Below are 15,311 nucleotides of genomic sequence, written 5' to 3' on the forward strand. Positions count from 1 at the left end.
TACGCTGGCATACGATATTGACGGTATTGTGTTTAAGGTGAATGACTTAGCATTGCAGCAGCGCCTGGGTTTTGTTGCTAGAGCGCCACGCTGGGCAACCGCCTATAAGTTTCCTGCCCAAGAGGAAATGACCAAGCTGATAGACGTTGAGTTTCAGGTAGGTCGAACCGGCGCCATTACGCCGAAAGCGAAATTAGAGCCGGTTTTTGTCGGCGGTGTGACGGTGTCTAATGCCACGCTGCATAATCAAGATGAGATTACGCGTTTAGCCTTGATGATCGGCGACACCGTGGTGATCCGTCGCGCCGGCGATGTCATACCTCAGGTAGTATCTGTGGTAATGGCCAAACGACCTGTGGATGCTAAGCCGATTCACTTTCCAACATCCTGCCCTATTTGTGATTCACCAGTCGAGCGTGAACCTGGTGAGGCAGTGGCGCGCTGTACCGGCGGCATCATCTGTCAGGCGCAAAGTATTCGTGCGATTCAACATTTTGCCTCGCGCAAGGCGATGGATATTGATGGCTTGGGCGATAAGCTAGTTGAGCAATTAGTTGAATCAGGTTTAATCAAAACCGTTGCAGACCTTTATCGTTTAGATTTTAAAGCCGTTGTTGGCTTAGAGCGGATGGCAGAAAAATCGGCATCGAATCTGTTTCGGGCCATTGAAAGCAGTAAGCAAACGACCCTGGCTCGTTTTTTATACAGCCTTGGCATTCGTGAAGTTGGCGAGGCGACTGCAAACTCGCTGGCCAATCATTTTAAGTCCTTAGATCCCTTATATTCGGTGAGCGATGAGGTATTGCAAACTATCGATGATGTCGGCCCTGTCGTTGCGCATCATATTTCGCAGTTTTTTGCCAACCCACATCAGCTGGAGAACCTACAGCGTTTGTTACAGGCCGGGATTAGCTGGCCAGAGGTTGCAAACAAGGATCAGTCTGAATTGACCTTGCAAGGTAAGACTATTGTCTTGACTGGCAATTTGGCATCGATGCCGCGGGCAGATGCCAAGCAGGCTTTGGAGGCGCTGGGTGCTAAAGTTGCTGGTTCGGTATCGAAAAAAACCGATCTGTTAATCGCTGGACCTGGAGCCGGTTCAAAGCTCAAAAAGGCACAAGATCTGGGCGTTGCGATTGGCGATGAATCGATGTTAAGTGAGCTAATATCAGGGCAGGGAAGCTAATGCCATCATTATCGAAATTTTGTTGCCTGCTGTGTGCGGTGTTTTTTACTGCCTGTACCACGTCTCCGCCAAAGAATCTCGATAATATATGCGCAATATTTGATGAGAAGCGCGGCTGGTATGACGATGCGAAAGATTCGCAAGACGACTGGGGCACGTCGATTCCAACCATGATGGCGTTTATTCATCAAGAGTCGCGCTTTGTCGCCGATGCTAAGCCACCGCGTAAAAAGATTTTGGGCTTTATCCCAGGTGGACGTTTGTCTAGCGCTTATGGCTATCCGCAGGCTAAAGATGAAACCTGGAAAGTCTATCAACGTTCGACTGGTAATTATGGCCATGACCGCGATGACTTTGCCGACGCGGTATATTTTATAGGTTGGTACAATGACCAAAGCAATCGCCGGAATAAAATTCCAAAATGGGATACTGCTAAGCTTTATCTTGCTTATCACGAGGGGCAGGGCGGCTATGCGCGAGGCAGTTATAAGCGCAAAAGTTGGTTAATCCGCGTGTCAAAAAAGGTCGCCGACCGTGCCTGGCGGTATAAGACGCAACTTCAAAAGTGTGAAAAGCGATTGCAAAGTCGCGGCTGGTTTTGGTGATTCTGACGCAATATTCAGACCCTAAATAGAGAAAACTCTGAGTGCTAATTACGAATAATTCTCACTTCCTATATTTCGAGACGCCCTGTCTAAAAATGTGTTTAGAAAGGCATAAAAATTTCACTTTTATTGCTGAAATTTGAGCACAGTTATGAAACAATTGCGCGCACAAAAAATGCGCTTTTTTGTCAATTGAGTGGGCTGATTAGCCAAATATATGGCTGTCAACGTAATAGCTTAAGACACGATAACAATAACGACAAGTTACTGATTCGTTGACAAAAAAACTGTTGTAACCAGCTTAAATTTCAGGATGCGACCTTGAAACCGACAAATGTAAAAGACCCAGAGTTTTATCATAAAACTGTGGATTGCCAGTACGCCTGCCCAGCACATACCCCTGTGCCTGAATACATTCGTTTGATTGCTCAGGAGCGATACACCGACGCCTATATGATTAACTGGCAATCGAACGTGTTTCCATCGGTTTTAGGCCGCGTTTGTGATCGCCCATGCGAGCCGGCCTGTCGTCGCGGTCGTGTTGAAGAAGAGCCCGTGGCTATCTGCCGTTTAAAACGGGTGGCTGCAGATAATTTTGACCATGCCGACTTTGAATCACGTCTTCCGGATATCCAGCCTGCAAACGGTAAAAAAATCGGTATTGTTGGCGGCGGTCCTGCGGCATTAACAGTTGCCCGCGATTTAGCGCCGTTAGGCTATACCATAGAGCTGTATGATAATCAGCCGGTTGGCGGTGGTATGATGCGCAGCCAAATCCCTGCATTTCGTCTACCTGAAGAAGAGCTGGCGCGTGAAGTCAATTATATTCTGAACATGGGTGTGAATGCGCAATTCAATACCTATGTTGATTCTTTACAGTCAATTTTAGATAAAAATTACGATGCCGTTGTGGTCGCTACTGGTGCACCTGCTGGGCGTGATTTGAAAAAATTAGACGGCCGCGAAGCGGCTGATGCCAATATTCATATTGGCGTTGAATGGTTAGCCAATGTCGCCTTTGAGCATACCTCGAAAATTGGCGAAAAAGTTATTGTGCTAGGTGGCGGTAATACTGCCATGGACTGTTGCCGTACTTCGCTGCGCTTGGGTGCAAAAGAAGTGACGGTTGCGGTTCGTTCACCATTTTCTGATATGAAAGCCTCACCGTGGGAAATCGAAGATACTCAGCATGAAGGCATTCCTATTCTTGATAATCATGCACCGAAAGCGTTTATTACCGAAAATGGTAAATTGGTCGCGATGCAATTTGAAAAGCAGCGTGCAGAATACGACGATAACGGTAAGCGTACCTTAATCCCAACAGGTGAAATTGTCGAAATTGCCTGCGATGATGTAATTATGGCGATCGGTCAGGACAACGCATTTCCTTGGATTGAGCGTGACCTAGGCATTGAGTTTGGAAAGTGGGACATGCCAGTCATTGATAACGAAACTTTCCAGTCGACTTTGCCACACGTTTTCTTCGCTGGCGATGCCGCGCTAGGCCCTGAGAATGTGATCACAGCCGTTGCGCAGGGTCACCAGACTGCGCTATCCATTGATTTGATGCTAAACGGTCGCAGTATTAAAGATGATCGTCCAGGCCCCAATACCTCTATTTGGTCGACCAAAATGGGTATCCACGAATGGTCGTATGATAACGGTGTTAATACTGACGAGCGCTATATCGTTCCACTTGAAGATTTAAAGAAATCCTTAGCGAGTTTGAAAACCGAAGTTGAATTAGGCTTTTCGAAAGAGCAAGGTTTTGCAGAAGCACAGCGCTGTTTAAATTGCGATGTACAAACAGTCTTTACTGAGAAGACCTGCATCGAATGCGATGCCTGCGTCGATATCTGCCCGACAGATTGTATCAGCTTTGTACCCAATCAAGATGACGAATCAGCGCTGCGTGCCACATTGTCTGGCCCGTCGACGAACTTCGATCAAAACCTGCAGGTTTCTGAGCTTTTACCTACCGAGCGTGTCATGGTGAAAGATGAAAATGTGTGTTTGCACTGCGGTCTATGTGCAGAGCGCTGCCCAACCTCAGCTTGGGATATGCAAAAATTCTTTTATGAGACAACAAAGGCCGGTCAACAGGTCAACAGCTAAAGCGCTGTTAAGGTAATCAAGATGTCAGATGTAGCAGTCAAAGATTCAACGCCGAAAATCGAAGCAGTTAATGATTTTGTCATTAAATTTGCAAACGTTAACGGAACGGGTTCGGCTTCTGCGAACGGAATGTTTGCAAAAGCCGTTTTTCGCATGGGAATTCCGGTCTCACCAAAAAACGTATTCCCATCGAATATTCAAGGTTTGCCTACTTGGTATGAAGTGCGCATAAATGAAAAGGGATATATTGGCCGCCGTGAAGGCTGCGATTTTATGGTCTCGGTTAACCCGCAATCATACAAAGCCGATGTTGCTCAGGTAAGTCCCGGTGGTTACTTTTTTTATGACAGTACTAAACCACTACCTAATCAGCTAATTCGTGACGATGTTAACTATATTGGCGTACCGCTAACAGAAATGTGCTTACGCGAGTATACCGATCCTCGCCAGCGTCAGCTGTTTAAAAATATTATTTATGTTGGTGCCTTGGCAGCATTGTTAGATATTGAATGGAAAGTGCTAACCGATATGGTTGAGGCGCAGTTTGCTAAAAAACAAAAGCTGATTCCTGCCAATATTAAAGCGCTTGAGCTTGGCTTTGATTATGCCAAAGCACACTATAACTGCCCATGTTCCGTTCGTTTAGAACGCCGTGATGTTGTTGGTGACAAAATTCTTATGGAAGGCAACGCTGCTTGCGGCCTCGGCGCGGTTTATGCTGGTGCAACGGTAGCTGGCTGGTACCCTATTACCCCTTCAACCTCTGTTGTTGACGCATTTACAAAATATGCCAAGCAGCTTCGGGTTGATCCAGAGACGGGTAAAAATAAATTTGCTATTGCGCAGGCTGAAGATGAGCTTGCTGCGATTGGCATGGTAATTGGCGCAAACTGGAATGGCGCGCGTGCGTTTACTGCAACCTCAGGTCCAGGCGTTTCCCTGATGGCAGAGTTTTTAGGTTTGGCCTATTTTGCTGAGATCCCTAGCGTTTTGATTGATGTGCAGCGTGCAGGCCCCTCCACTGGCATGCCTACACGTACTCAGCAGTCAGATATCGTGGCGGCCGCTTATGCGTCGCACGGGGATACAAAACATATTTTATTATTCCCAGCATCCCCCAAAGAGTGTTTCGATCATACTGCGGCAGCCTTTGATATTGCTGAGCGTATGCAGACGCCGGTGATTATGCTTACTGATCTCGATCTAGGCATGAATGACCATATGTCTGAGCCACTTGAGTGGGACGATAGCCGTGCCTACGATCGTGGTAAAGTTTTCACTCATGATGATTTAGAAAACATGCAGCAACGCTTTGGTCGCTATCTTGATGTTGATGGCGATGGTATTCCTTACCGTACATACCCAGGTACACACCCAACTAAGGGCTCGTTTTTCACACGTGGTACCTCGCGTGATGAGTATGCAGTGTATACTGAAAACGGCGATGAATACGTCAAAAATATGAATCGTCTGTTAAAGAAATGGGAAACCGCGAAAGATGTTGTGCCTGCTCCTGAGGTATACCAAGCATCTAATCAGTCTAATCGTGGTGTGATTTTCTTCGGCACCTCTACTGATTCGTCGCTAGAGGCACTTGATTATCTTGCAGATAAAGGTATTCAGTTAGATGCATTACGTGTGAAAGCATTCCCATTTAACGATACCGTTAAAGCTTTTATTGATGATCATGATGAAGTGTTCGTGATTGAGCAAAACCGTGATGCACAGCTGCGTCAGCTAGTGATTAATGAATTTGATATCGTGCCGAGTAAGTTGGTTTCGGTGTTGGAGTTTGGCGGCATGCCAATTACAGCTGCGCATATTCAAAGTCAAATTGAAGCCCATCTAAACCCCGTTAGCAATGTCACTCAGCTTAAAGTTGCGGAGCAGTCGTCATGAGTTATTTTAAGCCAGCTTTTCGCCATCCTGATCTGCCTAAAAACAAACTGGGCTTTACCAAAAAAGACTATGAGGGCGCAATTTCGACCTTATGTGCTGGGTGTGGCCATGACTCTATTTCAAATGCGATTATTCAAGCTTGCTTTGAGATGTCTATTGCCCCGCATGAAGTGGCTAAAATGTCGGGTATTGGCTGCTCTTCAAAAACCCCAACCTATTTTTTAGGTAACTCGCACGGTTTTAACTCGGTTCACGGACGTATGCCTTCTGTTGCAACCGGTGCCAATATGGCCAACCGTAACTTGAAATATATTGGTGTTTCAGGTGACGGTGACACGGCCTCTATTGGCATGGGCCAATTTGCTCACGTCACGCGTCGTAACTTGAACATGATGTATATTGTTGAGAATAATGGCTGCTATGGTTTAACCAAGGGCCAGGATTCTGCTACGGCTGACGAGGGCTCAACCTCTAAAGCTGGCTCGGTTAACCCGTTCTCACCGATTGACTTGGTATCGATGGCGCTGCAGCTTGGCGCGACGTTTGTTGCTCGATCTTTTTCGGGTGATAAGGCTCAGCTAGTCCCACTTATTAAAGCAGCTATGGCTCACCCTGGCTTTGCGTTTATTGACGTTGTGTCTCCTTGTGTCACCTTTAACAATAATCCAGGTTCTACCAAGGCCTACGATTATGTACGTGATCATTTAGAGGCTACCTCAACGATTGATTTTGTGCCCATGCATGAAGAAATCACCACTGAATATGCTGAAGGTGAGGCGAAGTCTGTTGCTATGCACGACGGTTCAATAGTGCAGCTGCAAAAGTTGGCAGAAGGCTGGGATCCAACCGACCGCATTTCAGCGATTAACGCGGTTGCCGAGGCTCAGGCAAAAGATGAAATTTTAACCGGTTTAATCTATGTCGATACTGAGAGTGCAGAGTTTCACGAGACAATCAGTACGGTACCGCAGTCATTAAACTCGCTCGGTGAACAAGAGTTGTGCCCAGGTTCTGAGGCTTTAGCAAAAATCAACGCCAGCATGCGCTAGTCAACAGCGTATTCTGCTTCTGGTAAAAACTCGCTGCGGCGAGTTTTTTTTCGCCATTTTTTGCAATCCTTCAATTCTCAGCTATTTTTTGATGGTCATGATGACAAAGGAGAAATGACAATGATTGTTAAAACTGTATTACTGAGCAGTATCTTAGTAGCTGCCTCTGCATTTGCAGGCCCAGTTAATATTAACCAAGCGGATGCAGATACACTAGCGCATGAATTGCAGGGCGTTGGCGAGAAAAGAGCCGCGGCAATTGTCGCTTATCGTGACCAACACGGTAAATTTACTCAAGCTGAGCAATTGGTGAATGTGTCCGGTATAGGCCAGCGTGTGTATGAACAGAATAAAGCGTTTATTCGTTTAAAGTAGCTTTCGCGCAATATACCTAGAATATTCATACACAATGAGTCAATAAAGGAAAAAGCGGCGTTAAGCCGCTTTTTTAATTGCACTTATCTCAGTAGAATGCGCATTTGATAATAATAAAGCGCTGTGAATAAGCTGATCCGCTCCACCATTATTAGTATTCTGCTCGCCATCCTGCTGTATTTTGCGGTCAGCTTGTATTCTGGCGGTGCTGCTACCCTGCAGGCCATTACTCAGCTACCTAAATCTACCTGGCTGATAATACTGCTGTTGTCATTAGCTAATTACTTGCTTCGCTATTGGCGTTGGCAAGCATATATAGCGTTTTTAGGCCAGCCAAGGCTACCCCATGGGCGACACCTTGCAATGTATATTGCGGGTTTTGCATTAACCATGACGCCTGGTAAGGCAGGTGAGGCGATGCGCGGCTTATATCTCAAGCAGCAAGGCGTGACGCACCAAGCCAGCTTTGCTGCATTACTGGTTGAGCGTATTATTGATTTACTGGCGATGCTGATATTAGCTATGTTTGGCCTAAGCCTGTTTAGCGACTCTAGCGTGGCGCAGCTGGCGGCGATTGCTGCAGGTGTCATCATTATTGTTTGTATTGCTGTGGTAAAAACACCTTGGCAAAAGGTCATGCAACAGCCTTGGTTTGCACGCCTACCTGCCTTTATCACAAAGCTTATTGCTTTTTTAACGCACACCTTAGCAGGCGCTAATCAATTATTGGCGATAAAGCCCTTTCTGNTGGGGCTGACTATNGGTGTTTTGGCTTGGGGCTTAGAAGGCTTGGGTCTCTTCTATGTAATGCAAGTTTACCAGCCTGTAGACATTAATCTTGATGCACTGGCNAGCGCCGCGGCAGTATATGCACTAGCGATTATTATCGGTGCGCTTGCATTCTTACCGGGTGGCTTAGGCGGCACCGAAGCAACCATGATTATACTGTTAAAATTACTTGGTTTTGATCTGGCAGCAGCGACTGCGATTACCTTAATTTGTCGCATTGCAACCTTGTGGTTTGCGGTATTATTGGGCATGGTTGTGATTTTGCTCATGCATGGCCTCGGCCATAAACTGATGGTAACTAACAACTGACGGTAACTAACCACTAATGGACATCTATGACAGCTAGACCTGACCCACAGCAGGGAAAAATTCCGATTATTGTTGACCTTGATGGTACCCTGGTGAAAACAGATACCTTGCTTGAATGCTTGTTATTGTTATTAAAACAGCGTTGTTGGTACCTATTGCTATTGCCGTTATGGCTACTCAAGGGGAAGGCTTATTTTAAGCAGCAAATCGTCAATGTGATCGATTTTGATGCTAAAGACTTTGTTTATAACCAAGACGTATTAACTTATATAAAAGACTGCCGCAGCGCGGGCCATCATATATATTTGGCCACCGGTGCGGATGAACTGATTGCCAATCGAGTGAGCGGCTTTATTAAATGTTTTGATGGTATCTTTGCCAGTGACGGACATATCAATTTAACCGGCAGTAAAAAGCGTCAATTATTGCAGCAACACTTTCCCAACGGTTTTGAATATCTCGGTAATAGCACAGTTGACTTGGCGGTGTGGGCTGAGAGTGAACGTGCAACTGTGGTATCACCCTCAGAAAAACTGCTGCAGCAGGCGGCAAAACGTTGTGCTAACACGCATCATATTCAAACGCAGAAGCCAACTTTGCTGACTTACGCAAAAGCGATTCGGGTCCATCAATGGGTGAAGAATGCGTTGTTATTGGTACCGCTGTTTACGGCGCATATGTGGCTTTCTGCACAAGCGTGGCAGATGGCCGTGCTCGGATTTTTTGCATTTTCATTAGCCGCTTCTAGTGTTTATCTTTTAAACGATTTGTTAGATTTAGCTGCCGACCGGCAGCACAGTAGCAAGTCAAAACGTCCTTTCGCAGCCGGCACTATACCGCTTGCACACGGCATAATGATGATGCCGTGTTTTCTGCTTATGGCATATGGCCTGGCGATGTTCAGCAATCTTGATTTTATGATTGCCTTGACGGTTTATTATTTGATTACCTTGTTCTATTCCTTTTATTTAAAGCAAATCGTGATGCTTGATACAGTGGTGTTGGCTGCCTTATACACCATGCGTATCATTGCCGGTACAGTGTTAGTCAGTGCTAACTTTTCGTTTTGGCTATTATCTTTCTCAATGTTTATATTTTTGAGCTTGGCATTACTCAAGCGCTATATTGAATTAGTAGACATGCAAAAAGATGGCAAGCATGCCGTGCTTGGTCGCGGCTATTATGCAAGCGATGCATCGATGGTTGCTTCGCTAGGTGCGGCTAGTGGCTATATTGCGGTATTGGTGATGGCGCTGTATGTGCATAGCCCTGAAGTTCGTATATTGTATCAGTCACCCGCATTATTATGGCTTATATGCCCGATCTTATTATTTTGGGTCAGTCGCATATGGCTGTTAGCTCATCGTGGCAGCATGCACGATGACCCAATTGTGTTTGCAGTTAAAGATCGCCTAAGCTTAGCTATAGGGCTAGTGATTGGCGCAATTTTTTATATTGCAACCCAAGCATTTACGCTTTGAGTGAATATGATGCGTCAGTCATTTTCTTGGGGTAACTACCCGCATAAACCGCAGCGACTGCAAAAGTTAGCCAGTCTCGACACTGACTTGCCGCAGCACAGCTTTCTGCCATACGGCATGGGTCGTAGCTATGGCGACTCCTGTCTTAATAGTGAAGGCGTTTTGCTTAGTTCTGCAGCGCTGAAACGTTTTATCAGCTTTGACCCTGCCTCTGGCATATTAAAAATGGAAGCTGGAGTTAGCCTTGCAGACATTTTGGCCTTAGTTGTGCCGCATGGCTGGTTTTTACCGGTGTCTCCTGGCAGCAAATTTGTCACCGTGGCTGGTGCAATAGCCAACGATGTGCATGGAAAAAACCATCATTCAGCCGCGTCATTCGGAAACCATGTGCTGCAGTTTGAACTTTGTCGAAGTGATGGCAGGCGACTATTGTGTAGTGAGTCAGAAAATACAGAATTTTTTTACGCCACAATTGGCGGCTTAGGTTTGACCGGTTTTATTAGCTGGGCTGAAATTCAGCTAAAACCCATTACTTCGATGATGATTGATGTAGAGTCGATTAAATATCGCAACCTTGATGAATTCTTTGTGCTGGCAAAAGAGTCTGCCGAAAGTTTTGAATACACAGCTGTTTGGCTGGATGCCTCGGCTAAAGGTTCAGACTTGGGGCGCGGCCATTTTCTGCGCGGTAATCATGTTGAAGAGACAAATGATTTGAGCAGCAAGGCGCTGTCAGTGTTTCCACAAAAGAGACACACAGTACCGTTCACGCCGCCGCTATCTTTGGTGAATGGACTGAGTGTAAAGCTGTTTAATCAGCTGTATTACGCTCGGCAAAGAGCTATAAAAAAACAATTTACACAACACTTTGACCCATTCTTTTACCCCTTAGACAGCATATTGCAGTGGAATCGGATTTACGGCCGTGCGGGTTTTTTACAGTATCAGTGTATTGTGCCGACCGCGCAGGCGGAAGCTGCAATGCGCGAACTATTACAAACGATTGCTGATTCGGGTTCTGGCTCATTCTTAGTGGTGTTAAAAACCATGGGTGATATTGCGTCTAAAGGACTATTATCATTCTCACGCCCTGGTGCAAATCTCGCGATTGACTTTCCGTTTCAGGGTAAGAAAACCTTAACGTTATTATCTCGACTTGATCAAATCGTTAAGTCAGCAGGTGGTGCATTGTATCCAGCAAAAGATGCGCGCATGTCCGCTGAATTGTTTCAACAGGCTTATCCACAATGGCAGCAGCTAGAGCAGCTGCGTGACGCCAATATTACATCTGATTTTTGGCAGCGTGTGACCAAAGGCTAAGGATATTACCGCATGAATATTTTAATTATCGGCGCCTCATCAGCTATAGCTGACGCATGTGCAAAACTCTATGCGCAAAAGCATCGAGCATCCTTTTTCTTAGTGGCAAGAGATGAAAAAAAATTGCAGATGCAAAAACAGGATTTGAAGATTCGCGGTGCGTTTAAGGTAGATACCTATGCTGTAGATTTAGCGGATCAAACCTTGTTTGATGATTGCTTGTCGGCTGCCTTTCAAGCACTCGAGAAAGTAGATATTATCCTAATGGCGCAGGGTATCCTAGGTGATCAAGCTGAGGCTGAAAAAGATTGGCAGCATGCATTAAGGGTGCTTGAGGTTAACGGTATTAGCCAGCTAGCTTTGTTAACTTTATTAGCTAACCGGATGCAACAGCAAGGCAGCGGAACTATTGCCGTTATCAGTTCTGTCGCCGGTGATCGTGGACGTCCCAGTAACTATGTTTATGGTACTTCTAAAGCTATGGTGACTACGTTTTTACAAGGCTTGCGCGCGCGTTTATTTAAGTACAATGTCAACGTCTTAACCATTAAGCCGGGCTTTGTCGATACACCTATGACTGACAGTATTGATAAGTCGGGTCCGCTTTGGGCGCAGCCTGAAGATATAGCAGAGGGTATCGCTCACGCCATCGCTGGTGGAAAATCGGAGGTTTATTTGCCGAGATTTTGGTGGCTGATTATGTTCATTATAAAATCTATACCAGAGTTTATTTTCAAGCGTTTGTCGCTGTAATAGCGCATACTTTGAAATCTCTAACGCATTGTAAGCAATGAGGTGAAGTCTCATTAAGTGAGCAATTACAAATTTTCATCAAAGGGTCAATCTATGTATTATGATGTATTCAATGGCGACGCCGACGGTATTTGCGCGCTGGTGCAGCTTCGGCTTGCAGAGCCAAGAACAAGTCAGTTAGTCACTGGGGTAAAACGCGATATACAGCTGCTGCAGCAAGTCTCTGCTGCTGAGGGTGATAAAGTCACCGTGTTAGATATCTCAATGAAAAAAAATATCGATCCACTGAATGCAATATTGAACAATGGGGCAGAGGTTTTTTATTGCGATCATCACGATGCTGGTGATATCCCGCAGCATAAAAATCTAAACGCCCTGATTAATTTAGATGCCAATGTATGCACTGCAATTTTGATCAATGGCTACCTAAAAAGCCAATATATAGAGTGGGCAATTACCGGAGCGTTTGGTGATAATTTAAAGCAGAGTGCACGAGCTTTAGCTAAAACTACCGCATTGTCTGATGCGCAAATCGATAGCCTCGAACAGCTGGGTATATTGATCAATTATAACGGCTACGGTGCGGCAGTGGAGGATTTACATTTTGCGCCCGAGCAGCTTTACCGCGAGTTAGTGCAGTTTTCTTCGCCGCTGGATTTTATGCAGCAGAGCCGTGCGGTGTTCGATAAGTTAACACAGGGTTATCAGGATGATATGCAATATGTGCACAGCATCTCGCCAGAATTACATGATAAAGCGTCTGCGGTCTTTATTTTACCTAACCAATCATGGGCGCGTCGTGTTTCAGGCGTATATTCAAACGATTTAGCTAACGATAATCCCGATCGCGCACATGCCGTGCTTACTGAAAAAGCCAATGGTAATTATTTGGTAAGCATCCGAGCACCTTTAAATAACAAGCAGGGCGCTAATGAGATAGTCGCACAGTTTCCAACCGGTGGCGGTAGAGCTGCCGCTGCAGGTGTGAACGATTTACCGGCGGCTGAACTAGAGCGTTTTATGTCGGTTTTTAGTGCCTACTACGCTTAACCCCCTCAAAAAAATTTTCTAATGACGTGCTTTGTGACAGGGATGTGACAGAGCAATTTTTCTTCATGCATATGCAATAAAAGTATCATTTTTTTGTAGCCTATTTGTCATCTGTTTTCACTACCATGCCTCTCGTTTAGTAATAACCTTGAGGGAGTAGCGTAGTGAATATGCTCAATAACAAAACTTTAAGCGCATTATCGTTGGCTGTTGCTTTATCGGCATGCAGCGATAGTGATAATGATAATAATGACCCTAATGCAGTGGTCGATACGATTGCTGCGCTTGAAATTCAGTGTGTAGAAACTGTATTGGCCAATGCTGATGCCGATGCTGATGATGTTAAGGGATTGAGCTTCGAGCTAGTGGGCAGCTATGTTGCCGATGCTGAGTTTGATAGCTCGGCTGCAGAAATTGTATCTTACGACAGCTGTAGCGATAAGTTATACGTTGTAAACTCGCAAAGCTCAGCAGTTGATGTTTTAGACTTTACCGGAACTGCGGTTAATAAAACGTCTAGCTTAACGAGTAATGGCGCAGCGGCAAAGTCAGGTAAAAACCTAGGCGCTGCAAACTCCGTCGTTGCTAAACAGGGCGTTGTTGCGGTTGTATTTGAAAATGACAATAAACAAGAGAATGGTGTTATTGCTTTATATAGAAGCGACACGCTTGCATTAATTGAGACTTTCGAGGCGGGTGCATTGCCAGACATGGTCAGCATGACTGACAATGCTCGTTATATTTTGGCGGCCAATGAAGGCGAGCCGAATGGTGAATATACCATTGATCCAGAGGGCTCAGTGACGATTGTTGACCTATCAAGCGGATTAACGGTAGACACCGCAGATATTACTCAGGTTAGTTTTGCAGAGCTTAATAACCAAGCAGCGCAATTAAAAGATGATGGCGTTCGTTTACCAAGCCCTAAAGGTGCATCGGTTGCCGAAGACCTTGAGCCAGAATATATTGCTATTACCGCAGATAATAAAGCGGTTGTTGCCATGCAGGAAAATAATGCCTTTATGACTATCGACATTGCTTCAGGTGAAATTGAATCAGTGAAAGGCTTAGGTACCAAGCGCTGGGATGGTGAAGCTAAACTTGATTTTACCAATGAAGACGGTAACTATTCTCCACAGTCTGTGCCTCAGTTGGTTGGCCTATATATGCCTGATGCAATTTCGGCATTCGAGATTGGCGGTCAATCTTATATTATCTCTGCCAACGAAGGTGATGGTCGCGAGTATATTTACGAAACCACGCAGTCTGTCTGTGATGCAGCAGGTCAAAGCTGGGATGGTGATGAGTTTCAGCCTGGCGGCGACGATGAAGACGCCGTTAAATACCAGAACGAAGTCGATGATTGTATCTCTTATACTGATGAGGCACGTGGCGCAGACTTAGAAAATGTAGCCAGCGATCATCCTTTAAGCGCATCATCAGGTGGCGCGTTTGATATCTCTGATGAAGATAACTCTGTTGGTCGTATCAAAGTGGTTTATGCCGATACCGACACAGCAATTGCAGCTAGCGATGATATTTTGACTTTCGGCGCACGTTCATTTTCAATCTGGAATCTAGAGACAGAACTTGTCTATGACAGTGGCGATGAGCTAGCACGACGAGCGAATACATCAAGCTACTGGAATATGACTAACGATAACAATCTATCTGATGAATCTAACGATAACCGTTCAGATGATAAAGGAGTTGAGCCCGAGGCTACTGAAATTGCTGTGATTAATGGTGAGACAATTGCCTTTATTGGTCTAGAGCGTCATGGTGGTATTGCGGCTTATAATGTTTCTAATCCAGCACAGCCAGTGTATCTAAACTATATTAATAATCGTAATTTTGATGTTGATGTTTGTACTACGGTTGATGATGGCGATTGTGATGACGACAGCTATAATCCTGCAGCAGGTGATTTAGGCCCCGAATCAATTGAATATTTCAGCAAGCTTGGCAAGCACTTTATTGCCGTGGGAAATGAAGTCTCTGGCACTACAAGCGTATTTGAGTTAAAGCTCAATTAATACACAGTTGCGCCACATATAAAGCTCGCTTCGGCGGGCTTTTTTTATGACTTAATCTCGCCAGTCAACGATAGTGTACTTTTACCAAGCTTTGTTGCTAGCGAGGGATCTGCTTATGAAGGACCTAAGATTTTTAACGAAAAGGCCTATCAATAAACGGGCCTGTTAATAAAGGCTTACCAATAAGAGAGCTTGCTTAAAAGTAGGCCGATTAATAAAGCCTAACAGTCGAGTAGATTGCAGTATAGGTGATGTAAGTTTAGCCCACCCAGCTGGGTTCGAATGGTGGTTGCTGCATCAGCGTGTTGCAACGCTTGCTTAAGCGTTAGCTCAAGCTGATCGGC

The 15,311-nt window shown here is 45.3% G+C and carries 12 protein-coding genes; all 12 read left to right on the plus strand.

The features are described from left to right. A partial coding sequence (ligA, locus tag HRU21_05550) for an NAD-dependent DNA ligase LigA (protein NRA41760.1) occupies positions 1–1,186 on the plus strand: 1,186 nt, incomplete at its 5' end. Further along, positions 1,186–1,791, plus strand: coding sequence for a hypothetical protein (locus tag HRU21_05555; GenBank protein ID NRA41761.1), 606 nt, complete (start codon positions 1,186–1,188; stop codon positions 1,789–1,791). The genes ligA and HRU21_05555, both read left to right, overlap by 1 nt. 321 nt (positions 1,792–2,112) lie before the next feature. Next, a complete protein-coding gene (locus tag HRU21_05560; protein NRA41762.1) occupies positions 2,113–3,906 on the plus strand; it encodes an FAD-dependent oxidoreductase in 1,794 nt (597 codons plus the stop codon). A 21-nt stretch (positions 3,907–3,927) separates the two neighbouring features. Beyond that, positions 3,928–5,805: a 2-oxoacid:acceptor oxidoreductase subunit alpha gene (locus tag HRU21_05565; protein ID NRA41763.1), complete on the plus strand. Its 1,878-nt coding sequence runs from the start codon at positions 3,928–3,930 to the stop codon at positions 5,803–5,805. After that, a complete protein-coding gene (locus HRU21_05570; GenBank protein ID NRA41764.1) occupies positions 5,802–6,854 on the plus strand; it encodes a 2-oxoacid:ferredoxin oxidoreductase subunit beta in 1,053 nt (350 codons plus the stop codon). The genes HRU21_05565 and HRU21_05570 overlap by 4 nt, the downstream gene beginning before the upstream one ends. 114 nt (positions 6,855–6,968) lie before the next feature. Further along, positions 6,969–7,229 (plus strand): helix-hairpin-helix domain-containing protein, encoded by a 261-nt coding sequence (locus tag HRU21_05575; GenBank protein ID NRA41765.1) that lies wholly within the window; start codon positions 6,969–6,971, stop codon positions 7,227–7,229. 123 nt (positions 7,230–7,352) lie between these two features. Beyond that, positions 7,353–8,327 carry a flippase-like domain-containing protein gene (locus HRU21_05580; protein ID NRA41766.1) on the plus strand — a complete coding sequence of 325 codons (975 nt, stop codon included), beginning with the start codon at positions 7,353–7,355 and terminating at the stop codon, positions 8,325–8,327. A gap of 26 nt (positions 8,328–8,353) precedes the next feature. Continuing rightward, entirely contained in the window at positions 8,354–9,808 is a 1,455-nt protein-coding gene (locus HRU21_05585) for a UbiA family prenyltransferase (GenBank protein ID NRA41767.1), read from the plus strand. Positions 9,809–9,814: 6 nt separating this feature from the next. Beyond that, positions 9,815–11,128 (plus strand): FAD-binding oxidoreductase, encoded by a 1,314-nt coding sequence (locus HRU21_05590; protein NRA41768.1) that lies wholly within the window; start codon positions 9,815–9,817, stop codon positions 11,126–11,128. Between the two features lie 12 nt (positions 11,129–11,140). Next, positions 11,141–11,881: an SDR family oxidoreductase gene (locus HRU21_05595; protein NRA41769.1), complete on the plus strand. Its 741-nt coding sequence runs from the start codon at positions 11,141–11,143 to the stop codon at positions 11,879–11,881. A gap of 93 nt (positions 11,882–11,974) precedes the next feature. Continuing rightward, the gene (locus tag HRU21_05600; GenBank protein ID NRA41770.1) at positions 11,975–12,931 is read left to right on the plus strand and encodes a DHH family phosphoesterase; all 957 of its coding nucleotides are present in this window, start codon (positions 11,975–11,977) and stop codon (positions 12,929–12,931) included. Between the two features lie 170 nt (positions 12,932–13,101). Next, positions 13,102–14,967, plus strand: a complete 1,866-nt coding sequence (locus HRU21_05605) for an alkaline phosphatase (GenBank protein NRA41771.1) — start codon at positions 13,102–13,104, stop codon at positions 14,965–14,967. Positions 14,968–15,311: the final 344 nt, after the last annotated feature.

It is taken from the genome of Pseudomonadales bacterium, from assembly GCA_013215025.1.
GTDB lineage: Bacteria > Pseudomonadota > Gammaproteobacteria > Pseudomonadales > DT-91 > DT-91.

Bases quoted from the DNA above. Each gene is read 5' to 3' on its own strand.
- HRU21_05575 (NRA41765.1), top strand. From the start codon at position 6,969: ATGACAATGATTGTTAAAACTGTATTACTGAGCAGTATCTTAGTAGCT.
- HRU21_05555 (NRA41761.1), top strand. From the start codon at position 1,186: ATGCCATCATTATCGAAATTTTGTTGCCTGCTGTGTGCGGTGTTTTTT.
- HRU21_05565 (NRA41763.1), top strand. From the start codon at position 3,928: ATGTCAGATGTAGCAGTCAAAGATTCAACGCCGAAAATCGAAGCAGTT.
- HRU21_05570 (NRA41764.1), top strand. From the start codon at position 5,802: ATGAGTTATTTTAAGCCAGCTTTTCGCCATCCTGATCTGCCTAAAAAC.
- HRU21_05600 (NRA41770.1), top strand. From the start codon at position 11,975: ATGTATTATGATGTATTCAATGGCGACGCCGACGGTATTTGCGCGCTG.
- HRU21_05595 (NRA41769.1), top strand. From the start codon at position 11,141: ATGAATATTTTAATTATCGGCGCCTCATCAGCTATAGCTGACGCATGT.
- HRU21_05585 (NRA41767.1), top strand. From the start codon at position 8,354: ATGACAGCTAGACCTGACCCACAGCAGGGAAAAATTCCGATTATTGTT.
- HRU21_05590 (NRA41768.1), top strand. From the start codon at position 9,815: ATGATGCGTCAGTCATTTTCTTGGGGTAACTACCCGCATAAACCGCAG.
- HRU21_05605 (NRA41771.1), top strand. From the start codon at position 13,102: ATGCTCAATAACAAAACTTTAAGCGCATTATCGTTGGCTGTTGCTTTA.